This is a genomic window from Citrobacter europaeus, from assembly GCA_020099315.1.
Taxonomy (GTDB): Bacteria; Pseudomonadota; Gammaproteobacteria; order Enterobacterales; family Enterobacteriaceae; genus Citrobacter; species Citrobacter europaeus.
The window spans coordinates 2,457,951-2,481,069 of sequence record CP083650.1 but is presented as its reverse complement, the minus strand read 5'-3'; the positions used below and the strand labels follow the sequence as shown (position 1 = coordinate 2,481,069).

At 46.6% G+C, this 23,119-nt stretch carries 21 protein-coding genes and 3 pseudogenes; 11 read left to right on the top strand and 13 right to left on the bottom strand.

The annotated features are described in order from the left end of the window. Positions 1-21: 21 nt before the first annotated feature. On the bottom strand, positions 22-780 hold the full coding sequence (gene tam, locus LA337_11710; protein UBI18300.1) for a trans-aconitate 2-methyltransferase: 759 nt from the start codon (positions 778-780) through the stop codon (positions 22-24). Positions 781-888: 108 nt separating this feature from the next. Here tam and LA337_11705 point away from each other — a divergent pair, with 108 nt between their 5' ends. Then, positions 889-1,410 (top strand): GNAT family N-acetyltransferase, encoded by a 522-nt coding sequence (locus LA337_11705; GenBank protein UBI18299.1) that lies wholly within the window; start codon positions 889-891, stop codon positions 1,408-1,410. 9 nt (positions 1,411-1,419) lie between these two features. Here the strand turns inward: LA337_11705 and LA337_11700 are convergent, their stop codons facing one another. Together LA337_11700 and LA337_11695 are read right to left on the bottom strand one after the other, a co-directional pair. Further along, positions 1,420-2,256, bottom strand: coding sequence for a DMT family transporter (locus LA337_11700; GenBank protein ID UBI18298.1), 837 nt, complete (start codon positions 2,254-2,256; stop codon positions 1,420-1,422). A 53-nt stretch (positions 2,257-2,309) separates the two neighbouring features. Continuing rightward, positions 2,310-2,705 carry a hypothetical protein gene (locus tag LA337_11695; protein ID UBI18297.1) on the bottom strand — a complete coding sequence of 132 codons (396 nt, stop codon included), beginning with the start codon at positions 2,703-2,705 and terminating at the stop codon, positions 2,310-2,312. A gap of 476 nt (positions 2,706-3,181) precedes the next feature. On the opposite strand from LA337_11695, the gene LA337_11690 reads away from it, so the two are divergent. From LA337_11690 to LA337_11675, 4 genes are read left to right on the top strand one after another with little or no spacing between them, the layout of a single operon-like run. Continuing rightward, complete coding sequence (locus LA337_11690; protein UBI18296.1) at positions 3,182-4,522, top strand: site-specific integrase; 1,341 nt, start codon at positions 3,182-3,184, stop codon at positions 4,520-4,522. After that, entirely contained in the window at positions 4,509-6,050 is a 1,542-nt protein-coding gene (locus tag LA337_11685; protein UBI18295.1) for a site-specific integrase, read from the top strand. Before LA337_11690 ends, LA337_11685 begins: the two co-directional genes overlap by 14 nt. A 6-nt stretch (positions 6,051-6,056) precedes the next feature. After that, positions 6,057-8,423: a hypothetical protein gene (locus LA337_11680; GenBank protein UBI18294.1), complete on the top strand. Its 2,367-nt coding sequence runs from the start codon at positions 6,057-6,059 to the stop codon at positions 8,421-8,423. Beyond that, positions 8,423-8,851 (top strand): hypothetical protein, encoded by a 429-nt coding sequence (locus LA337_11675; GenBank protein UBI18293.1) that lies wholly within the window; start codon positions 8,423-8,425, stop codon positions 8,849-8,851. Before LA337_11680 ends, LA337_11675 begins: the two co-directional genes overlap by 1 nt. Positions 8,852-9,071: 220 nt before the next feature. Here the strand turns inward: LA337_11675 and LA337_11670 are convergent, their stop codons facing one another. Beyond that, positions 9,072-9,395, bottom strand: a complete 324-nt coding sequence (locus LA337_11670; protein ID UBI18292.1) for a helix-turn-helix domain-containing protein — start codon at positions 9,393-9,395, stop codon at positions 9,072-9,074. Positions 9,396-9,492: 97 nt separating this feature from the next. On the opposite strand from LA337_11670, the gene LA337_11665 reads away from it, so the two are divergent. The 4 genes and pseudogenes from LA337_11665 (at position 9,493) to LA337_11650 (ending at position 11,869) form a co-directional block, all read left to right on the top strand. Next, positions 9,493-10,050 carry a hypothetical protein gene (locus LA337_11665; GenBank protein UBI18291.1) on the top strand — a complete coding sequence of 186 codons (558 nt, stop codon included), beginning with the start codon at positions 9,493-9,495 and terminating at the stop codon, positions 10,048-10,050. A gap of 307 nt (positions 10,051-10,357) precedes the next feature. After that, positions 10,358-10,654 (top strand): helix-turn-helix domain-containing protein, encoded by a 297-nt coding sequence (locus LA337_11660; protein UBI18290.1) that lies wholly within the window; start codon positions 10,358-10,360, stop codon positions 10,652-10,654. Between the two features lie 46 nt (positions 10,655-10,700). Beyond that, positions 10,701-11,249, top strand: a pseudogene (locus LA337_11655) (substrate-binding domain-containing protein). Positions 11,250-11,344: 95 nt separating this feature from the next. Continuing rightward, positions 11,345-11,869 (top strand): annotated as a pseudogene (locus LA337_11650) (IS3 family transposase). Positions 11,870-11,947: 78 nt separating this feature from the next. Here the strand turns inward: LA337_11650 and LA337_11645 are convergent. After that, a pseudogene (locus tag LA337_11645) lies at positions 11,948-12,555 on the bottom strand (DEAD/DEAH box helicase). Positions 12,556-12,973: 418 nt separating this feature from the next. Between LA337_11645 and LA337_11640 the strand changes: the two are divergent. Both LA337_11640 and LA337_11635 read left to right on the top strand, forming a co-directional pair. Continuing rightward, positions 12,974-13,921: a LysR family transcriptional regulator gene (locus LA337_11640; protein UBI18289.1), complete on the top strand. Its 948-nt coding sequence runs from the start codon at positions 12,974-12,976 to the stop codon at positions 13,919-13,921. Positions 13,922-14,275: 354 nt separating this feature from the next. Further along, complete coding sequence (locus tag LA337_11635; GenBank protein ID UBI18288.1) at positions 14,276-14,959, top strand: NAD(P)-binding domain-containing protein; 684 nt, start codon at positions 14,276-14,278, stop codon at positions 14,957-14,959. Positions 14,960-15,025: 66 nt separating this feature from the next. Here LA337_11635 and LA337_11630 read toward each other — a convergent pair whose 3' ends face one another. From LA337_11630 to LA337_11595, 8 genes are all read right to left on the bottom strand, one after another. Further along, entirely contained in the window at positions 15,026-15,412 is a 387-nt protein-coding gene (locus tag LA337_11630) for a DUF1330 domain-containing protein (GenBank protein UBI18287.1), read from the bottom strand. A gap of 131 nt (positions 15,413-15,543) precedes the next feature. Next, on the bottom strand, positions 15,544-16,335 hold the full coding sequence (locus LA337_11625; GenBank protein UBI18286.1) for a carboxymuconolactone decarboxylase family protein: 792 nt from the start codon (positions 16,333-16,335) through the stop codon (positions 15,544-15,546). After that, entirely contained in the window at positions 16,332-16,874 is a 543-nt protein-coding gene (locus LA337_11620) for a cupin domain-containing protein (GenBank protein ID UBI18285.1), read from the bottom strand. The genes LA337_11625 and LA337_11620 overlap by 4 nt, the downstream gene beginning before the upstream one ends. 99 nt (positions 16,875-16,973) lie before the next feature. After that, positions 16,974-17,708, bottom strand: a complete 735-nt coding sequence (locus LA337_11615) for an SDR family oxidoreductase (protein UBI18284.1) — start codon at positions 17,706-17,708, stop codon at positions 16,974-16,976. Positions 17,709-17,732: 24 nt separating this feature from the next. Beyond that, the gene (locus LA337_11610) at positions 17,733-18,257 is read right to left on the bottom strand and encodes an NAD(P)H-dependent oxidoreductase (protein ID UBI18283.1); all 525 of its coding nucleotides are present in this window, start codon (positions 18,255-18,257) and stop codon (positions 17,733-17,735) included. Positions 18,258-18,272: 15 nt separating this feature from the next. Continuing rightward, positions 18,273-18,590 (bottom strand): DUF1330 domain-containing protein, encoded by a 318-nt coding sequence (locus tag LA337_11605; protein UBI18282.1) that lies wholly within the window; start codon positions 18,588-18,590, stop codon positions 18,273-18,275. Positions 18,591-18,621: 31 nt separating this feature from the next. Then, on the bottom strand, positions 18,622-19,779 hold the full coding sequence (locus tag LA337_11600) for an iron-containing alcohol dehydrogenase (protein UBI18281.1): 1,158 nt from the start codon (positions 19,777-19,779) through the stop codon (positions 18,622-18,624). 204 nt (positions 19,780-19,983) lie between these two features. Further along, on the bottom strand, positions 19,984-23,109 hold the full coding sequence (locus tag LA337_11595; protein ID UBI18280.1) for an efflux RND transporter permease subunit: 3,126 nt from the start codon (positions 23,107-23,109) through the stop codon (positions 19,984-19,986). Positions 23,110-23,119 lie beyond the last annotated feature (10 nt).

Below are 23,119 nucleotides of genomic sequence, written 5' to 3'. Positions count from 1 at the left end.
GATCTGTCTGATGATTAACGCTTAACTATTGCGTCTGGCAACCATAAACATTCGCGGAAACGCCAGTAAAATTTTGCCATTCTCCTGTAATGGATATTGCTCCTGCAGGAGTTCGTGGTAGCGCGCCAGGTACTGGCGTTGCTCTCTTTCGCTCAAATCCTGCAACCAGGGGCGCAGGCCTGTAGAACTTACCCAGTCGATAATCGCCTGATGAGAATCCATAATGTGATAATACGTTGTGCGCCAGATATCTACCTCACAACCTGCCTCGCTCAAGATATCATAGTAGGCGTGTACGCCTGGAAGTGGCGTCCGGCCCCGGTCGGGATAACCCTGTTCATAAGCTACTTCGCGCATCAGAACATGCGTGGGTTCCAGCCAGTTATCCGGCATTTGCACGGCCAAAACGCCGTTGCGACCAAGAAGCGATACCAGATTTGGCAACAGTTCATAGTGATTGGGTACCCACTGTAATGACGCATTGGCATAAAGCAGATCTACGGGATGCTCTACCTGGAACTTACTGATATCCGCTTCAATAAAACGGCATGTCGGTAATACGTTTCGCGCCTCATTAAGCATGGCGGGTGAGGAATCAACTCCGGTTATTACAGCCGAGGGCCAGCGCTGATATAGCAATGCCGTACTGTTTCCCGGACCACAGCCAAGATCGACGACTGAACGGACACTCTCTAACGCCACTCTGCTGAGTAATTCCGCAGCGGGTCTTGAACGTTCAGTTTCATATTGCAGATAAAGCGAAGGGTTCCAGTCGGCCATGAATGAATCTCCAGTATGAGAGAAAAAGGCGGAAAGGGTGCATAAATCCTTGCCGATGAGCCATTTCTTTTAGAAGATTATATGAAAATGAAAGATAAGGGCAGAAATATGCTGGAAACATCGAGACTGGTTTTACGCCAGTGGGAAGCCAAAGACAGAGCCCCGTTTGCTGCGCTAAATGCCGATCCGGACGTGATGCGTTTCTTTCCGACTCCGCTGCAACGAACGGAAAGCGACAACCTGGCTGCAAGGTTCGAGGAAGGCATTACAGAGCGCGGTTGGGGATTCTGGGTCGTTGAACTTAAAGAAACACACCAGTTTGTGGGGTGTGTAGGTTTACATCCACAGCCTGATAAATTTCACTTTTCACCCTGTACCGAAATAGGCTGGCGTCTGGCTAAAGACTACTGGCACCAGGGGCTGGCATTGGAAGCCGCCGAGGCATGCCTGACGTTTGCTTTCGAGGAGCTGGGGTTAAGTGAGGTGGTTTCATTTACTTCCGTACTGAATAAACCGTCAGAGCGCCTGATGATACGGTTGGGCATGAATAAGACTGAAGAGTTCCTGCATCCCGCGTTGCCGTCTGATCATCGGCTAGCACAACACGTCCTGTATCGTCTTTGCCGATAATTAGTCAGACTATTTTGAACCCTTTCTCATATCAGAAAAAATAACTAAGCCTATTCCAGCTAAAATAATAATGCTTGCAAGAAGGATCCTGGCGGTGAGCGTTTCACCCAAAAACACGATCCCGCCGAGCGTGGCGAGACAAGGAACGCTGAGCTGGATGGTACTGGCCGTCGTGGCTTTGAGCAACGGAAGAAGCGAGTACCAGAGCAGGTAAGCGCCTCCCGATGTTAGTGCGCCTGATAATACTCCCAGCATGATTCCGTTTATATCAATGTGAAGATGGGTATGAAAGATGAGGGGAATAATCAGTGCAACCGGGACCGTCAGGATGAAATTACCACTCGTTGAGGCTACGGCATGCGTGATTTTTTTCCCTGCGATACTGTACATAGCCCAGGCAACACCGGAAATAATCATCATGACTGAGGCATACAAGGAAGGCCGCTCAGCACCAGGAAGTAGCAATATCGCTATTCCAACCAATGCTCCCAGAATCCCTGTTATTTTTAATATTACGAGTTTTTCTTTCTGAGCTAATCCCCATACCGTCATGACGAGCTGAACGGTACCAAAGAGCAGCAGGGCGCCGGTGCCGGTATTGAGCGAAACATAGGCAACGGAGAATGAGAAAACATAAATGCAAAGTAGCAGGGCGTTTAACCATCTAAACTCTATTTTTTTACTCTCAGATGCTATCGTGATGAATAAATAAAGGGCAATCGCACCACTGATTAACCTGAGACTGCTAAAAGAAATGGCATCGGCGTGCATACCCTTTAGCGCGATTCGGCAAAGCACTGAATTTCCTGCAAATGCGCTCATTGCGATAACGATTTTGATAAGCAAGTTAGCGTCCTCAATCTAATACAACAGTCAGTGCCGGTGCCGGTGTTCAGGTTTCAAAAACAGGTGTTTTGATCGATGTATTTACCCACATCTACGACGTTGTTCGTTTCAGGATCGACATTGAGAACCACAAAACGCGTTTGCGGACAAAATTGCTCAGCACTTTTCTTGCTGCATTCAGTTTGCAGCCATCGATGTTGACCATAATCGGTGACAACCGTATTGAGATTGCTATATTCGCTGCATACAAAACCTTTTTCAGTCGCTCTTTGTCTCGCGGCATCCAGACTCAGACCAACAACATTCAGGCTGTCGACTTCTTTGGCATGTGCGCTGTCGGAAACGCGGGTCAATACGCATCCCGTTAGCGTACAGGCAAAGAGCAGTAAGAGTGCCAGGCGTTGGATGGGTTGAGCATTTTTATTACGCATTGTCTGGATAGTGGTCAATTTTATTACCGTTTTTCTGAAAGTGAGCGATGCCTCATGGAGCAGTATATAACGATTACATGCATCTGCTTTAGAATCGCCGACATGCTGCTTTCCGTTTTTAAATGAAACATTTCAATGCCGGGACGCACAGAATAAATAAGGGAGATAGATATCAGTTAGGTCGCGGCGCTTTAAACAACGGTTCGACATCATTATTGAGCAGCACAAGGACTACCATAAAACCCTTAGATTCTTCCTCATCCCATCTTGGTGCGCATAATGTATATTATGTTAAATCACCTACTGTGGTAAATAAGTTCATAAGACACTCCCACTAATCGATAAATCAATACGTTAGGATTTCTGATCTCCCTCTCGTTTCTTGCATTAGGTACAGAGTACATTCTCTTCATATCCATGTTAATTTTGAGGTAAATATTGTGTATTCACTAAAGCAGTTGGTTATCTCAGACCGTAAAAGACGATGGATCCTGATGGACTTGGAAACCTCTCTGCCGTTGCTGTATCCCCTTAGGTACCATATTGACCATTTGGCTTTCCGCTCATTGTCCACACAGTCAGCTTCACTTCAATCTGTGAAGTTTTTTTACGAATTCTGGAGGCAAAAGTATGGTGTCTCGTTTTGCTACAGCTTCTATTCATCTGACCACAATCCAGACATTGCTGTCGGTGAAATGCCCGCATTTTGGATGTATCTAGAAAATGGCCATAACGTCCAGTCAAATGTGTTGTCTTTAACGAGAGTCACAAAAGCCAATAGCTTAACTCATACAGTCAGAGTTCGTGCTGTGATCCATTTCATTTCTTTTTTGGTTAACACCTACATATCACCTGCATACCGGGATGACTCTCCCAAAGCATTATCACTTTTGGCTTCGCGTTTACACACCCGTTTACAGCTTTGCCGGGAGAATTATCGAACGCTTACATCAAACAAATTTTCGCTACATAGTCACAGCAGCCAAGGATTTCAGAGTTTGTCTGGGGCAATGGTGCTCAGCCTGTATGGAATAATAACCCCCTCTTCTGCCCAAAAGCATAACCCGCTAAATCCTTTCCCTTCCGGGCATCTTCAGTTCCGCAATTTTTTGATTATTCGTCTGTTGTTAAATTATGGTTTACGAACAGGTGAGCTATTGTTGTTAGAGTGCAGCTCAATTAAACCTAATTTAAAAGGTGATAAGTTTAGTTTGATTGTGACAACTGTCGACGAGGCATACGAACCAAGAAAGAATGCGCCATCTCTCAAAAATGCATGGGCTAATCGTGTGTTGGAGCTCGATAAGCAGGATTATATTTTTTTAAGCATTTATATAGCAAAGCTTCGACCAAAAACTGATAAACACGATTTCATCTTTACATCGAGTCAACAGTCAGCGAAGCCTTTGTCCTACACATCAGTTCATTCTATTTTTTCGAAAGTCGATAAGGTCTTCACTAACCAATATCCAGAGTACAAATCACCATTGTACTCTGACTCGTTGCAACGATTGACTCCGCATACAACCCGACATACTTGGGCCTTTTTGACATTGCAAAAAATATGGCATTCAAAATATTTGAAACGCCAGCAAAATAAAACACACTTTATTGCTGGAGTCCCTTCCCTCTCAGGGATAATGGAAGAAGCCAAAGATGAACTACGACTGATGGGTGGATGGAGTCCGACAAGTCAAATGCCTGATCTATACGCAAAACGTTTCCTGTCTGAGCAGGCTAATGCTGCCAATGTCCAACGAATTATTCAAGACAATGCAGCGCTACATAATACGTTAGATACTATAATGGATAGATATAACGATGACATCATTTGATAATGCATTAAAATCTGACGAAGGGAACTCAGGTTACCCTCCTGATTTAGCCCAGGCTATCTTTGAACTCGATATTCCTGATCGAATTTATCTAAAAACGGCAATGGAGTTTGATGATAAATATATTGTTAACAAAGGAGATAAATGGGCTTTCGATTATTCAGGCAGTCGGCGATATCTTGTTTTCAATCAAGATCATATCTCAAATAAATTAAATAAGTATATCTGTTTCAAATATGCATCGACTAGATTTCCAACCAAACTTCCAGCGTTGCACCTTGATTGGAGGAATATCATTTCATATTGTCGAGAACATGGTGGGTTTTCGCTTAGTACGCTCCGATTATTTATCGAAAAAGAGGATATTGATAATGCTACTTTTTATTCCGTGTTATTCGGATTAAAAATACTTTGTGCTGAAACATTCCCAGGTTTCAATCTTGAAGATTACGATGATCTTGAGTTCGTCCCTCGACCGTATCTCGAACATTGGGGGGTTTACCAAGAAATCGATAATATTCTTGACCCTCTTGAAAAAAACATGATTTGCAATGGACTGTTTGAAATGGCTTCGTTGTTACGCGATGGCAAAAGTTTCAGTCACAGCGAAGTGCGAAATGCAGCTATCCTTGGGTTGGCTTATGTAACGGGTGCACGCCCAGCACAACTCGCTAGGCTGGCGGTCAAAGATGTTCGTATCGATACACGAAATCAGGAATCTGGTCTGATTCGATACAGTGTTTTTTTACCATATGCTAAACAAAGACGAGTGACGACAGAGCGGTTATTTCTGGCGATCCCCCCAGAAATTGGGGAGTTAATTATGAACTATACCGTGAGATACAAGAAAAACCCCGAAGATAAACTATTCGATTTCAGCGTTTCAGCTCCGCATTATGTGTCTCAGGCAATTAATCAGGCAATCCTAAATTTCTGTCCTCCTGAATATCAAGCCGCCGTAGCATGTGGCGAAGCTGCATTGCCCACAATTATACCCACTGATTTACGCCACAATGTTGGGCACTCTTTGGCGATGCAAGGTGCTAGCGCTGAAGAGATAGCACATGTACTGGGGCACACCTCTCTTGCCGTAGCTAAATACTACATTATGGCAACTCCCGCCTTGGCCTTGATCCGTGCTAAAGCGCTTGGGTCGAATCCCGTTTGGCAAAATATGGTGGCTATGATGCTCACTGGGGAACTGGTCGACTCAGCACATTGGAAAGGCCATCCAGTGGTGGGACTCGTTGGTGACGAGTTGCATGATAAAATTGGTGGTTGTTCCAGGAACAGTAGTACATGCCCTTTCAGCGAAGTGCGTTCTTGTTACGGCTGTCTGTATTATCGCCCTTTTACGGATGGTGAACATCAGGCTCTACTTGAATGCGTCAAAAAAGAAGTCGATGAACTAATCGCTATTTCAGACGGTGTAGGTAATTCTCGAAATCCGCTCATTTTAATCCATGAAACCACACAGTTTGAAATTGAGTCTGTTATCGCCCGCTGCCGTTTTCATCAGAACAGGTGAAGTCCAATGAAAAATCACTTTGAGCATTTTCAGGCTTTTATTGAAGAGCAAAAAAAATGGTTCGAACAGCACCTGTCTGCTGATTTTGCCCAAACATGGAATGATCATATCTGGGTAAGTGGTAACCAGGGAAGTGGATGGTTGCGAGGGAACGGCAGAAATACATTACGTTTTGATGAGATGAACAGATTCAAAGGTATTGTAGAACATCTGCCCATCGACAAAGAATATAGTCAGTTCATGAAAGCTATGCTGGTAGTGGTTTACCGACAGGGAAATAGGAGTATGTCGCCAGCGGTGGCAAAGGCAACTTTAATGATTCTGAAACGATGGTACCATGCGATGCTTTATGAGACAGGACAGACCCATCCATCTTACCTGAGCACAGTTGTCATTCAACGAGCGATGGATCTTCTCAGTAGCGTTTCATCTCCTGGTGACCCCAATACAGCTAACTATAAAGGGCGGTGCGTTAGCCTTCAAAAATTGGTCAATCACTTCACATTTACGTTGGTTAAACTGCAATACAACTCTGATGTGAAGTATACCAACAAAACCAACTTGACCCGCAAAGCCCGGGAAACCATGGCGCTGAAACAGCAGGCCAAGCTGTCTGATACCACTACCGATGGTGAAGATGCGTTGATTACCATTCGCGGATTTCTGAACATAGTTGCATTAATCCAGCGGGTGGAAAGTGATGCTGAGAAAATCGCGTTGAATTGCCTGTTGTTATTGGTTATTACCGGCTTTCGCTCCATTGAAGCGTTTAATCTCAGACAGGATGCCCTGTTTAAACGCCAGATTGATGATCCGGCAATCTGTAAACGATTTCAGGACAAGGGATTACCCGATTATTTTCTTGGTATCCGTTATGTTGGTGTCAAAGGTGCCGGGGAGCGAACGCATTGGGTAGAACCACTGGCAGTACCGCTGGTCGAGAATATATTCAGTACCGTTAAAATGTTGACCGCACCAATACGAAGCCATCTTACTTATCTACGGGCAAAATCTTTTGATGATTACCTGCCACAGGCCATCAGCAACATGCCCGGTGAACGAGTCGAACTGGATGATGTGGTGAAGTACATCACCCAAACTACCTCAAGTTTTCGGGGCCGGGCAGGACAACGGGACAAAACATCCAAAGCCCTTAGCAAAAGAGGTGTGCTGCCCGTTCAAGAAATACCAGGCCCGAAAAACAGCAAATCTATCTATTATTCCAAGACTGATCTCAATTATTACATTAAGACTGAATTTGGCCTGGCGAATGCCAACGAACCCTGTACACACGCCTGGATGGAAAATGGCAAACGCTACCAAGTTAACTACGAGGACCTGCTATTTCTACACGAGAAGGGTTCGCTGGCATTAAAGCGCACTCTGGCTTTGCTTGCTACACCGATACCCTTCACTAACACACTTATGAATAAATTCTTAGGCAATGTTGAGCCTGATGGATCAGTATTCAGCAAATATCAATTACTGGAGGAGGATGGCACCTCGACGCGGATGCGTACCCACATTCCCCGGCACAACATCAATACCTTTCTTGCTATTGCGGATATCTCTGACCACTTACAGGCAATGTTGATGGGTCGAGTGGACATCACGCAGAATCAGCATTATCAACATCTTGCGCTTGCAGAACGGCGAAAAGCCGCCTCGTTGGTGCCCTTGCAGCCAATATCGACAGCACTAACTGCCGCGCCCTCTTCGTCCTCCATTGCTACGCCACTGGAAATCGTCAAACGGACCGGCCAACTGGCGGTCACGGAACACATGACTTTGGACAATACCATCAAAGCCAACCTGCATACTTTTGACGATCGGGATGATGTAGCCAGGTTTGTCGAGGCGTCATTTGCTAACGGCCTCTTTGAAGATGTTGCTGCCGCCTTTGAAGAAATCCGCGACGCAGAAGGACCAGAGCAAGCCTCTGACATGGTGGCAAGACATGCCGTGCTGTATCCGCTGAAATTTGGCTCCTGTATGCGGGAAGTTAACCTCTGGGGATGTCCTTATCGACTGAAATGCCAGAGTGCTGCCTTTTGTGAACATTTCACGCTGACAGGCCGGATAGATGAGCTACCAAATCTGATTGCCAAAAAACAGGCTTTACAGCAAGCACATTCGAAGTTGACCCAACTTACTCAACATCAGCCTGATTACCAGACCAGACTGGCCGACATCGAACGACGGTTACAGCAACTCGAGGCGATACAAGCACAATGGCATCGTCGTGCCAAGACTCAACAACTGGTTGCTGCGGAGAGTGTGTTGTCTGGTGGAGTAATCACCGAGGGCAAAGTCCGTACACTGGCCCAGCTTTTTGCACTTGAATACCAACAATTGATGCAGGAGAAAGACTGATGCGCGGCAAGGAACTGAACACACTGATTGAGCACGAATTACAACTGATGCTGGTTGAAGGCTTTGACAAGTCCCCTATTTCCGCCAAGGCCCTGCATATTAGGCTCAAGGCAAAAGGTATCGTTAACGGTGGTTTAAGTACGCTGAGCAGCCTAGAGCGTAAACGCCTAATTGCTGCCTATGTTGATCAGCAACTTGGCCCATTGAATCTACGCCCAAAAGAAAAACAGCAATACGTCAACCGCAAAACCCGTCAGGCTTTGCTGGCCAGAAACCAGCAGTTGCAGGCTGAAGTAAGTGAATTGCGAGACCAATTAGCGCAAAATACCCTTTCGTTGATAGAAATTGTCAAAGCGGTAAAAATCAATTCGGTTATACCGGTGGAAAGCCTGTTGGCCAACCATATGATTCGGGAACTACATAAGTAGTCATATTTCTGACATAGAAGATTTAGCCGACAGCTTCCCGGTTGTCGGCAGAATGCTGGTTGTATTGATAAACATATATTTATGGCTCCCTCTTTTGAGTTTGTTATCTGAGAGGGCGTCTTCCACTGTGATGCCGTGCTTGGTTCATTGCATCAGTGTAATGCTACACTTTCGTTACCTTCAAAAAGTTCAGTCACTTTATGTGTAATATCATTTTTTGTCAGCATGCTTTTCGCCTGGATGCATTTTTGAGTGCTTCGATAAGATTACTTCGCTCTTCCTCTGTCATCCGTGATATGAGTAATGCAAGTTCAGCTGTGGTCTGATCATCACAAAAAAAGTAGTTCAACGGCACGTTTAACTCTGCCGCCATCCGTCGAAGCGTATCAATATCGGGGACATGGCGCCCTTTCTCATAATGATTCATACGACTGCTAGCCGAAGCGGGATCAAACCCAACAAGGAGGCCCAATGAGCGCTGTGATAAACCCGCCCTGCATCTCGCTTCCTTAAGTCTTTCTGGTATCGGATTTTTTTCAGACACTGATTCATCTTCATTGGCCTCGAATGCTTAGATTGTCTAAGTATCTGCCATTGTTGTATACTTAGCAATCCTAAGTTAACTGCCTTGTTTTAGTCATATGAATAGTCGAGTATCCAACCCTGAGTCGTACATATTTTCTGCAATAATCCACATTGGCAAGGATAACTTCACCAGTAATGATGTAGCAAAAATTCTTGTGGAGCGATTTTCACTCCCGAAAACTTATCGAAAGGCAAAAGCTTTTGCTTATAACCAAACTCAATATCTAGTAAAAAAAGGATTATTAAATAAAGTAAGAAAATCAGGCGTGTATCAATATTTATACTCAATCACATCAGAATTCAATATAGCAAAAGAAAATGTGCAATTAATTGAGGCAAGCCACAAAACCTCCCTTCAACTTTCAAGTGCTACCAGCCATGAACACAGTGATGTAAACATTCAAATAAGATCTCTCATTGAAAAATACAGCAGTGAATTGGAAAAAGTGTCAGGAGCAAAAGAAATTTATGAAGAATTGATAATTGCCGTGCCGAGCAGGGAAAATGAATTCAGGAAACTTTCTCTTGAGCAAGATAAAAGACATATTAAGATAAATGAAAAAATAAACACACTGATTGGGATTGTTAATAAAAACATTGCAATAAGGCAATGAGCTTTAAAAAGGATTTGAAGTTTAATACAGTCATGAAAAAGAGAGGGCAAGACCGACCCTGCCCTCTCCCTTCATGCACTGATAAACCTCAATAATATGAGTGTTAGCAGCGTGTACCACTATATGCTAGTCCTGAAAAATATAATCTTAGTCAGTCCCAGATGCAACCTTTAACACTTTAATGCAACAAATTAAACAACGAGTTCATCCTTACAACTTAAGAGCTGTAAAGTAAAAAAAACACCCTGAAGGCTGTTTTTTTACGCAATGTGAACTTATTTTAAATAATCGACATGGTCACCTACTTATGGATAATGTTTTCCCGGTCAGACTTCTTAGCCAGTTACGGCCACTTTTAATTGGTTTTCGTAAATCAAAAGGATTAACTCAAAGAGAATTATCCGCCAGGTTGGGTGTCACTCAGCAGACTTATGCTCGCCTTGAAGCAAACCCTTCAAAAGCAAGTTTTCAGCGTCTATACAACGTGTTAAATATTTTAGGAGTGGAGATTTCGCTTAGTTCTGGATCTATTTCAACTTATACAAAGGCTTCAAATTTGGCTGAAAAGGAGTTTGATTCACCGGCAAGGCGTGAAGAATGGTGATAGAAGCTAGGCTATTTGATAGGGCTGTACGTCAGGCACTGCCCCTAATGACGTCGAACATGCAGCTTCGGTAGATGATTTACAACGGCAATGCGCCGCCGTTGTGGTGTTCGGACCAGTTGTACCGGGCAGTGGCGATAATGTGATTTCTTTCGACCGACCCGTGGTGGATGCGAAAAGTCAGGGCTAAGATTTCGCATTTGCTACGGAGAGCGCCTGCCGCTACATGATAGGTAAAGGCCATCGCAACATCGCGCTGGTTATCGATAACGAGACGGATGACGCAAGCAAGCGAATGGTTGAAGGTTATCGCAACGTGTTGCAGAACTACTCATTTCCGTTTAATCACCAGTTGGTATTAACAGCCAATGAGAATGTCGAACGCGCGCTGTTGACGCTTATTAATAGTCTGAGCAAGTTCTCTTCCATCGTAGTTAAGCGTGATGCTTATGCTGCAGAGACCATGCGCCTGTTCCGAGAATTTAATATTGCCGTGCCTCAGGAGGTATCCCTCCTCAGTCTTGAGGATTCACCGTTGGCCACGAAGTTATACCCGCAACTGACCTGCATTTCCTGGCCAATGGAACCCCTCCTGTGGAGTGCCCCCGAGCCCGTAGACAAATCTGCCCTATAGTTTGAGCATAGGAGAAGTCTATGGGCACACCACGTTTTACCCCTGAATTTAAGGAGATAGCGCCTAACCGCGTACAGCGTGAATTTACTGTGGTAAAGCCCAATCAGGTCTGGGTAACAGATATTACTTATATCCGCACCTGGCAGGGCTGGCTGTATCTGGCAGTGGTCATCGATCTCTTCGCCCGTAATGTGGTGGGCTGGTCGATGAAACCAACACTGTCGCGCGAGCTGGCACTGGATGCGTTGCTGATGGCGGTCTGGCGGCGAAAGCTTTCAGAAAACGTCACTGTGCACAGCGATCAGGGTAGTCAGTATGGCAGTGATGACTGGCAGCGGTTCTGCCAGGCCAACAATCTGGCGCCAAGCATGAGCCGTCGAGGAAACTGCTGGGATAATGCAGTGGCAGAATCGTTCTTCAGTTCACTCAAAAAAGAGCGCATCAGGAAGCGGATATATAAAACCCGGGACATGGCCCGGGCGGATATTTTCGATTACATTGAAGTGTTCTACAACCGTAACCGACGCCACAGCCACCTCGGTGGCGTCAGCCCGGAGGCCTTCGAAAAGGCCTCGCCGTGAGGACAGAAACTGTCTACCGGAGCGTGGTCACTCCATAAATGACTCTGAGGTGTCTGTTAAAACCGTGGCGATTCATTTCGAATAGTTAGCGAGACAAGGTGAACGCAACCAATCGCGCAATTCCGCCCCATTTGTGAAGTTAGCAGCCGTATCGGTGACGGCTTTGATGGCGGCCAGTCGTGAATTGAACCCGTCTGGATCAGAATTGAGGCGGAGTGATTCATTGTCCCCGTTTCGACAGCTGGAACAGCAAGGCCGAGTTCATAATCCTCCAACGCTAGTGGAGGCATGCCTACGGTATCACCGTTGGCGGTGGTACGTACCCGCAACGCCTCCATAGCCCAAGGAAGACGATAGCCCAGACCGGCCTCAATAAATTGCAATGCGTCTACCTCATCTCCGGCGATCATCATTGCCAACGGATGCCCGAGCAGCCAACCTCTGAGGATTTCACGCCAGTTCGCTGGGAGTATGTCTGGCTCAAACGGATAAAAGGTGAACACTCGTTCGACGATATCTGTGATCGCAGCGATTGCAGCCTCATGATCTGATACAATCAAGGCTGTATTGGCTTGCATGAGAAGATTGTTCGCCACCGGTGCAATTGCATCCAGCGCACGTCCTGCTCACATCAAGCTGGACAAGAACAATCCCCAGGCAGGCTGCGAGAGTAAACAACTGTTTGCAGGTCGGTGAATTTGTCATTTAATCTCCCCCGTTTAAGTATTATTTTCGTCATCAGACGAAAAACATCATTCATGTCAGCCTGCCAGCAATGTCTGCAAGACAGTGACCGCCGGGCTGATGCGAAAGGAAGATTTTAACCCTGTGAGATGCGATTTATAATAATCATAAGTCCACGATACTTTCGTGAAAGTATACTGTAAGGAAGGGCACTGCCAGTCAGTCATTTTCAGCAACATAAGGACGAAGCGGATAAACAGGCCCTTCACGGTATTGCATGCGATGCGCCGTTGGAGAAAACCCATTGACACGCTTAAAGACGGTACTGAAGGTGCTTTCATTGGCATAGCCAAGCCGGAAGGACAGATACTTAACTTATTCAAGTGCTTAGTATAATCCTGTAAAGAACGGAGTTCTAATGTGGAAAATCTGACGCTGGACAGACTCGCAGGTATCATTTCATTCGCTCGCGTTGCATCTCTTGGTAGTTTCACTGCGGCTTCCCGTGTTTTGTCTATTTCCCCCTCTGCCGTAAGTAAAAACGTCAAAAGACTTGAAGAACGACTTGGTATTAAATTATTTAACCGAACTACACGTTCGCTTACGTTGACACCGGAAGGGGCCGAGCTTTATGAGAAAGCTGTGCGTTTACTTCGCGAAGCTGAGGATATCGAGCAGACTGCCTTTGCTGCCCGTCACGAGCCGGCAGGCCTGATTAAAGTGACAGCTTCTATTCCAGTCGGCAAATGTCTTATTGCACCCCATTTACCCGATTTTCGCAGGCGATATCCGAATCTTGGCGTTGAACTAAGTCTCTCAGACATGATGACAGATCTGATCGAGGAAGGAATTGATTTGGCGGTACGCATAGGTCCAGTTGCTGATTCCAGACTTATAGCAAGCCCTCTTACGCCGAATATTGTTAGCGCCTACGCTTCGCCTGGCTACCTCGAAAAAAGAGGCGTGCCGGAAACACCTAAGGCATTAGCAGGGCATGAGCTAGTCAGGGTTCGATATCACAGCACAGGACAGATCATGAAGTGGCATTTTCGTGAAAATGACGTAATAACTGAAGTTGATCCAATCGCAGCCATCACCGTTAATAGCCCTGAAGCCGTGCTGGCCATAATCCTTCATGGTGGTGGAATAGGAATGCTACCTACATTTCTTGCTACACAGCACGTGGCGAGTGGAGAACTGGTTCCGGTTATGCCTGAAAGATGGGCCGTGCGGCATAATATTACCGCATTTTGGGCTGAAAGCCGACGGGGAAATCCGAACGTTCAAGTCTTCAGTACATTCCTGAAAGAAATCATTCCCACTTCCGCGCCCTGGAACCAACTTTTCAATATGGATTATACAGGCTAACTCGAAATTCTCCCTGGTAGAAAATCGAATGATTTTCTACCAGGGATTCATGACAACTCTTATGAAGACCTTTCATCACATCCAAGTTTTCTATACCACGACCTAACTATTCTGCTACTTGCGTCTGTGAAAGTATTGTTCTTTGCTGTTGAACACAATAATGAATCAATATTCCTGAAGAATAGGGAGAGATACATTTAAGATTTTACTCCATGGGACAACTTAAAAACATTTTATTGTTGACTGTATGGAATAACTATAAAGAAATAGTAGAGGATAGTGCGTTGTTTACTTTTATGATATTTTTAGCACACATAGTAAATTGGGTTAAAATTTCTTTGATTGGAGGTCTGAGTGAAAATTTCGATTATTGGTACCGGTATGGTCGGACGCGCCTTTGCGCTGCGCCTGACAGATTTAGGACATGATGTAGTAGTGGGAACCCGAAATGTGGATGCTACGCGTCACCGTACCTCTCCTGATGCTAAGGGTATACCCGCCTGGCAATTCTGGGCTAAAGAACACCCTGAAATTAATCTTGTTTCCTTTATTGATGCTGGTCGGTTTGCCGAAATCATCGTAAACGCAACAGAAGGTTCAAATACCCTACAAGCCTTGAGTGTGGTAGGTAAGGACAATATGAAAGGTAAAATTATCCTGGATCTTGCGCTGCCCCTCACCTATTCCCCCGATGATATACCGCGTCTGACATTTGCCAATGATGACAGCCTGGGCGAACAGATTCAACGGACATTCCCCGACTCGCATGTTGTTAAATCCCTTAACACGATGGCTTATTCTATCATGCTTAATCCTGCACTGCTGCCAGGCTCACATAATGTGTTTATGTCCGCAGAAAGTAACGACGCTAAATCAAGGATAAAAGAACTACTTATGCAATTGGGATGGCCAGATGGGAGTATCATGGATTTAGGCGGCATAATAACATCAAGAGCTACGGAAATGTACTCCACATTACTATTTCAGATATCAAAAAACATCGGGGGATATAATTTCAATATTTCCATTGTCAAATAGCAAACAAAAACCATAAAGCTTTTTAAGAAAGCTTTATGGTAATTAATTCTGTTCAATGAATTATCACTATTCTGGAAGTCCTTCCACAATGTAGGTTCTGGTGTTGCCTGAACGCTGCCTCACCGGAATCAGTTTTTGATATTCTGGTGAGTTGTACCATGCTTCTGCCTGAGATAATGAGTCAAATTTAATAATGATTAATCGCCCTTGTGCACCAAATCCTTCCTTAACATCCATATTACCTCCACGAACAATGAAACGCCCGCTGAACGGCTTAAAGGTTGCCTCTACGTTCTGACTGTAAGGCTTTATACTTTGAGCATCCGTTAACTGAAACTCTGCAATATAGTATGCTGGTTTTTTTTCGTTAGCGGTAGGCTGACTGGCACTGGCTGAGGTAATCCCTAACCCCAAAAGGCATGCCAAAAGAACATAACGAAGAGTAATATTCATACTTCCTCTATTTAAAATAGAGCCTGCCGACAGTCATGGTTAATGACTGATAAGATCAGTGTCAGAAGGCTCATAAATTAATAATTAAAGCCCTGTAAAAAACTTATCACAGAACCCGTACAGGTAAAAATTTAACGCAGATTGCGGGCGTCAAAAGCCTTCTTAAAATATGGCATTGCAGCAAAAGTATTAGGCCAGCCAATGTAAAATGCCAGCTGTGTAAGTATTTCCGAAGCCTGTTCCTGTTCGAGCCCATTATCCATAGCCCTGTTTAAGTGATAGGGAACGGGCCCGACATTACCTGTAGTGACTAGAGTAACTACGGTAATAAGACTTCGGTCTCTTGGCGCCAGTGCAGGGCGTAACCATAATTCCCTGAACAAAGCCTCTGTGGTGTATTTGATTACTCCCGGTGCCACTGAACCATATTCTTTATTGACATCGGCTTCACGTGCACGTTCTACCTCCGCATTAAGCGGTAACAGGTTAACATCCTTGCCTGGCAAATCCTCAGACCTAATCCCCCTTTTCTTAAAAACAGGTCGTATTGCTACGGCTGCTGAGTAGGCGTTTGGCTGTCCAGCGTAGAATGCAAGATGGGTTATCATTTCTGATATTTGGGCGGGACTGACGCCGTTATCAAGCGCTATTTCGGTATACATCGGTAATTCTGTTGTATCATTTCTGGCTATCAGCGCAGCCATGGTAATCAGACTTCTGTCTCTTCTTGACAGCTCAGTACGATTCCATAAATCATTATGAATGAAGGCCTGGCTATAGGCCTGGAGCGCGGGAGCCACTTCAGCAACGCTTTCTCTGGCTGGGTTAGCATAAATTTTTGATGTTTTATCTTCCTCCATGGCGGAGATATTTCCTGAAAGCGTGGTTGTGGCTATCAGCATAAGTAATGATGACTTATTCATTTCTCCCCCTGTGACAGTTTCTGTGTGTATTGCAGTTCGGTAACTTTTTCAAGCCAGTCAACATTCTGCCCCTGGTCGTTTTTTTCCTGAACGGCAATATGGCTCATCATGCTGTCCATGGTGGCACCATGCCAGTGTTTAACACCGGGTAAAAAATTCACGACATCACCGGCTTTTACTGAAATTTTCGCCTTTCCCCATTCCTGTACCCAGCCATTTCCGGAGGTAATATAGAGAGTTTGCCCTACCGGGTGGGTGTGCCAGTCTGTACGGGCGCCAGGTTCAAAGGTGACCATTGAGCCGCTCAGACGCTGAGGGGATGCAAGGTTCAGAAAAAGAGGATCCAGGAACACACGACCTGTAAAATGCGCCACTGGCGTCTGGGTTGTCTTTCTTTCCTGACCTGAAGAAATAATGATCCCGGAATTTTCATTGGTATTAAGACTCACTGGACTTTTGCTGCCAGATATGTCTGCTGCAATAACGTAGCTGCTTAGCAATACCGGGCTGAACAGTATGCTGGAAACAACTTTTTTCATAACATCTCCTTTTTCACATGTAATAAAAAGTGTTTCTTTGCCAGTAAAAAAACATCCCTGTCGTTAAGTTAATTAATAATTAATTTTTAATAATTTTTTCTACCACGGTACAACTTCACCATCTTCAAAGAAGCCACCGGTAGGACCATCAGATGGCAGAAGTGCCAGTTCAACTGCGGTTCTGGCTCCTTCAGAGACAGGTCGCCCGCCAACTGCACCAGGCACGAGTTCGGTATCGGTAAAGTTAGGGTTGGCTGCATTGACTTTTACCGGTGAATCCCGAAGCTCCCAGGCCAGCTGCACGGTCAGCATATTAAGTGCAGCTTTTGACGCGTTATAGCCAATCAGTTTTGTGTCCGCAAATTCCCACGAAGGATCTTCATTTAAGGCCAGTGAACCCAGACCACTGGACATATTGACAATACGTCCGGCCGGGGATTTTTTAATCAGCGGCAGCATAATCTGCGTAACCTCAAGTGCACCATAAAAGTTGGTCTCAAACGTCCGTCTGACGGTATCAACAGAGGTTGTTGAAGGCACACCGTCCTGCGGATCAATTACGCCGGCATTATTGACAAGAATATCCAGGTGGCCGTGTTCTTTTTCAATAAGTTGAGCCGCCTGTTCGATGCTTTCTTTTTTATCCAGATCAATCAGGACTGCACGCGCATCCACACCTTCCGCAATCAGTTTCTCAACGGCCGCTTTACCGCGGGATTCATTACGTGCCCCTACATATACGGTAATACCCTGTAAACCCAGTTTATGGGCAATCTCATAGCCCAGGCCTTTATTCGCACCTGTAATCAGGGCGATTTTTTTCTCGGTCGACATAATAATTCCTCCTAGTATTTGGTATCAGGCAGCCAGACGGTCTGACAGTGTTTTCTGAAAACGATTGATTTTTTCCTGGTCAGCAGACGCAACCTCAAAAAAGGCAATCGGCTGAACATATTTCATCCCTACATACAGGGCACTTGCTTTCAGAGGCGTCAATACTTCCTCCATTGAGCTTTTAATTAACCCTTCATGCGAATAGGTAAATTCACTCGCGCCGGCGGAGGTCACAACCAGCAGTTCTTTTCCTTTTAACGCCTCACCGCCGGGGCCAAACGCCCATCCGTATGTCCACACCTGATTGAGATAGGCTTTCAGCATAGGCGTCAGATTGAACCAGTGTGTCGGATACAGGAAAACAATACGATCCATATCGTTACAGGCATCCTGTTCAGCCTGAATATTAATGGATTCAGTCTTATTTCCGTAGAGCGACTCCAGGTTACGGACTGTCACGTCTTTCAGATCCTGTACGGCATTCTGAAGAGCCTGGATCACGGTAGACTGATTTGGATACGGATGTGAAACAATAACTAATGTCTTCATTATATTAACTTCCGTTCATTTAGTTGGTGTTTCTGGTACACCGTCTACAAGCCATGCGTGAGTCTTCGCTGCAGCATGGCGATGATGAATGATTGCCTGGTATTCGGGAGAACTGTGCCACGCCTTAGCCTGCTCGCGGCTGTCGAAGCGTAGCATAACGAAAATACCGTCAGGTTCTTTACCTTCAACCGTTTCTGCATTACCACCTAAAATCAGGAGTGTGCCGCCATAAAGTTTATAACTTGCTTCGACCTTTTCCTGATACGGTTTCAGTAACTCAGGGTCGTTTATTTTCACATCAAAGATAAAATAAGCTGGGATTTGATTTTCCATGCTGATCTCCGGTTGTATATTTAAAAAAGCATCAGATACATGCTTCTAAAATTGTTCTGCATTGCTCTGGCGTAATTGACTGATGCTCGCCCAGACTGGTCATGTCATGTTTTATTAACTGTTCAGTGACGGCGTTGACAGCATTCTGTCCAAGCCCATATTCCGAAAGACGGGTTTTTATCCCCAGACTTTCAAAAAAGCGCCGTGTCTGTTGAATCGCCAGGTCAATTCTTTCATTCTCATCACCTTCCGCAATTCCCCATATCCGTGATGCGTACTGGAGTAACTTTTCTCGTTTACGGTCACGATATAACGCCATGACAGAGGGAAGAATAATTGCCAGAGTGCGCCCATGATCGATTTCATATAACGCCGTCAACTCATGACCGATATAATGCGTTGTCCAGTCCTGAGGTACGCCCGCACCAATCAGACCATTCAGTGCCATGGCTGCGGCCCACATAAGATTTGCCCGGGAATCGTACTGTGCGGGTTCATGTACCACTTTCGAGCCTATCTCCACCAGAGTCTGCATCACTCCTTCGGCAAAACGATCCTGGATCCGGGCTTCGACGGGCCAGGTCAGGTATTGTTCCGCGACGTGTACAAATGCATCAACGATGCCATTGGCAAGCTGCCGGGCAGGCAAGGTATAGGTCCTGGTCGGATCCAGGATGGAAAACCGGGGGAACACAAAGGGGGTCTGCAGAACCGCTTTCGTCTTCGTTGCTTTTCGGGTGATCACGGCAGCGGAGTTCATTTCTGAACCTGTTGCGGGCAGCGTCAGCACCACACCAAAGGGTAATGCCTCCGTCACGCTGCTGCCTCCGTCAGCCAGGATGTTCCACGAGTGTCCGGAATACTTTGCCGCTGCCGCAATAAATTTGGTGCCATCAATAACTGAGCCCCCCCCAACAGCCAGTAAAAAAGAGACTCGCTTGTCGCAGGCAAGCGCCACTGCCCGGCTTAATGTTTCCCAGGTCGGATTCGCTTCGATACCGCTGAATTCATAAATCTCACGCCCCGCTAACGCCAGACGGACCTCTGACAGCGTCCCATTACGCTCAGCACTGTGACCGCCAGACAGGATCAGGACTCTGGCATCCACAGGGACGAGGTTATTGATGGCTCCGGTGCTTTGCCCGCCAAAAATTATCCGGGTTGGGTTATGAAACTCAAAATTCTGCATTACATGCTCCCTATACTTCACGACAATCGAAACTGTCGCGTGATGAGTGAAGTATGCGCGCTTTTATTGGTAACTTTAATGAGGGGTATGGTTGAAGGATGCATAACCAGAAGTTGATAATCAGCTGCACAGGTTGTGCTAACTGTGCAGCTGCGAAGGTTACGGCAGGCCACCAAAGCCTGCCATTTTTGATACCCGCAGCGTCTAATCCTGATCGCTGTCTTCACGTTGCGGGATCGGCGGAAAACGCCTGCGAACCACCACAAAGAACACCGGAACAAAGAAGATTGCGAGAACGGTCGCGGCCACCATGCCCCCCATCACGCCGGTTCCGACAGCGATACGGGCTCCGGAACCTGCTCCCGTACTCAGGGCCAGAGGCATAACGCCAAGAATAAACGCCAGTGAGGTCATCAGAATGGGCCGCAGACGCAGGCTGACCGCTTCCAAGGTGGCTTCAGTAAGCCCTTTGGCTTCTTTTATCATCTTATCGTTAGCAAATTCCACAATAAGAATGGCGTTTTTGGCTGACAATCCAATGGTGGTCAACAGCCCTACCACGAAATAAGTGTCGTTATTCAGCCCCCGTAACTGGGTCGCCAGTATGGCCCCGGCCACACCCAGGGGGACTACCAGAATGACAGAAAAAGGGATTGACCAGCTTTCATATAAAGCGGCAAGACACAGGAAGACAATCAGCAGCGATAAGGCATACAACGCCGGAGCCTGCTGGCCACTGAGTCTTTCCTGATATGAGATCCCCGTCCAGTCAAAACCTATTCCTTCCGGAAGCTCTGACGCCAGTTCCTCCATCAGAGCCATCGCTTCTCCGGAACTCTTTCCGGGAGCCGGCTGCCCCAGAATTTCAACAGAAGGTATCCCGTTATAGCGTTCAAGTCGTGGCGAACCATATGCCCAGCTGGCTGCAGAAAAGGCAGAGAAGGGAACCATAGCACCGTTCACCGCTCTTACATGCCATTTAGCTATATCATCCGGCAGCATGCGCCAGGGAGCATCACTCATGACATATACCCGTTTGACCCGTCCGTTATCGATAAAGTCGTCGACGTAGTTTCCGGCCCATGCCGTGCTGAGCGTCGTATTGATATCCTCCAGGGAAATGCCCATTGCCGACGCCTTTGCCTGGTCGATACTGACCCTGAACTGAGGCATATCCTCCATTCCGTTCGGACGTACGCCGGTGAGTATATCCGGGTGCTGGCGAGCTTTATCAAGCAATGTATTTCGTGCTTCAATCAGTTTTTCATGACCGAGACCGCCACGATCAAGCAGCTGAAAATCAAATCCATTTGCGTTACCAAGCGCAATGATCGGCGGCAGATTAAACGGTACTATCAGCGCATCGGGAAGCGATGAAAATGCCTGTGTAGCCCTGCTGACAATGCCATCCACTGAATTCTCTGGCCCCCGTCTTTCATCCCAGGGTTTAAGCCCGACAAAGGCAATGCCCATATTCTGTCCCCGACCGGCGAAGCCAAAACCGTTGACGGTGACGACATTCTGCACATTCGGCTTTTCTTTTTCGCGATAATACTGGCTCACCTGATCAAGGATTTTCTGGGTCCGTTCCTGAGTTGCACCGGGGGGCAGGATCACCTGGGTTGCAAAAATCCCCTGATCTTCTGCCGGAAGAAATGAGGTTGGCATACGGACAAAAAGTATGGCCATTCCGATAACCAGCAAGCCATACAACAACAGAAAACGGCCCGTGCGGGTCAGCATGGCCGCTACCGAACGGGAGTAATGGGCACTGCTGTTGCTGAATATCCGGTTAAACCAGTAAAACAGTCCTCGCTGTGCTGGCCGGTGACCGGGTTTCAGCAGTGTCGCGCAGAGCGCCGGGGTTAAGGTCAGGGCGACCAGAACGGACAGAACCATAGCGGAGACAATGGTGATGGAAAACTGGCGGTAAATGACGCCGGTACTGCCGCCAAAAAATGCCATCGGGACAAAAACCGCGGACAATACCATCGCAATCCCGACAAGCGCCCCCTGTATCTGCGTCATCGATCGCCGGGTAGCGGTTCGTGGCCCCACATTCTCTTCTGCCATCACCCTTTCGACATTTTCAACCACAACGATAGCGTCATCCACCAGTAACCCGATAGCCAGCACCATGCCGAACATGGTCAGTATATTGATGGAGTAGCCAAACGCTGCCAGTACGCCGAATGTCCCCAGCAGCACGACAGGGACTGCAATGGTCGGGATCAGTGTGGCCCTGAAATTCTGCAAAAAAAGATACATGACGAGAAAGACCAGCACGATGGCTTCCAGAAGCGTTTTTACCACCTCCTGAATCGATATGCTGATAAACGGGGTTGTGTCATAGGGGTAGACGACTTTTAATCCCGGAGGGAAGAACGGCGCAAGCTCTGCCAGCCTGTCTTTGATGAGCTGTGCAGTATCAATCGCATTGGCCCCGCTCGCCAGCTGGATCCCCAGCGAGGACGCGGGTTTACCGTTGGCGCTGACCACAAACTGATAATTTTCTGCACCGCGCTCCACGCGCGCTACATCATGCAGTTTCACCTCTGAGCCATCAGGGTTTACTTTAAGCAGGATATTCCCGAACTCTTCCGGAGAAGTCAGACGTGTCTGCGCAATAATAGAGGCATTGAGTTGCTGGCCACTGACAGAAGGGGCTCCTCCGAGCTGGCCTGCGGGGATCTGAGCATTCTGAACGCCAATCATCCTTGACACGTCAGCAGGGGTCAGCTGATAGCTGTTAAGCTTATTGGGATCGAGCCAGATCCTCATGGCGAAAGGCGAGCCAAACTGAGTTGTGTTCCCGACGCCATTTATCCTGCTGACAGGCTCCCTGATATTTGACGCGACATAGTCGGCAACCTTATCCATGGACATCCGGCCGGTTTCATCAAAAAAGCTGATAACCTGAAAAAAGGCACTTGAAGATTTTCGCACCGTGATGCCCTGTTGCTGAACCGCACGCGGCAGTAACGGTGTGGCAACCTGTAATTTGTTCTGCACCTGAACCTGTGCAATATCAGCATCAGTACCATTTTCAAAGGATAACGTCAGCTGTAGCGCCCCTGATGAATCACTTGTCGATGACATATACATCAATCCATCCAGACCCGTCATATTCTGTTCAATGATCTGGGTCACCGTATTCTGCATTGTCACCGCATCGGCTCCCGGATAATTGACCTGTATCTGAATGGCCGTCGGAGCGACATCTGGATACTGTTCGATGGGCAGTTTAAGGATAGCGATTATCCCGGCCAGCATGACAATGATAGCCAGCACCCAGGCGAAAATTGGGCGTTTAATAAAGAAAATGGACATTGAGGAGAAC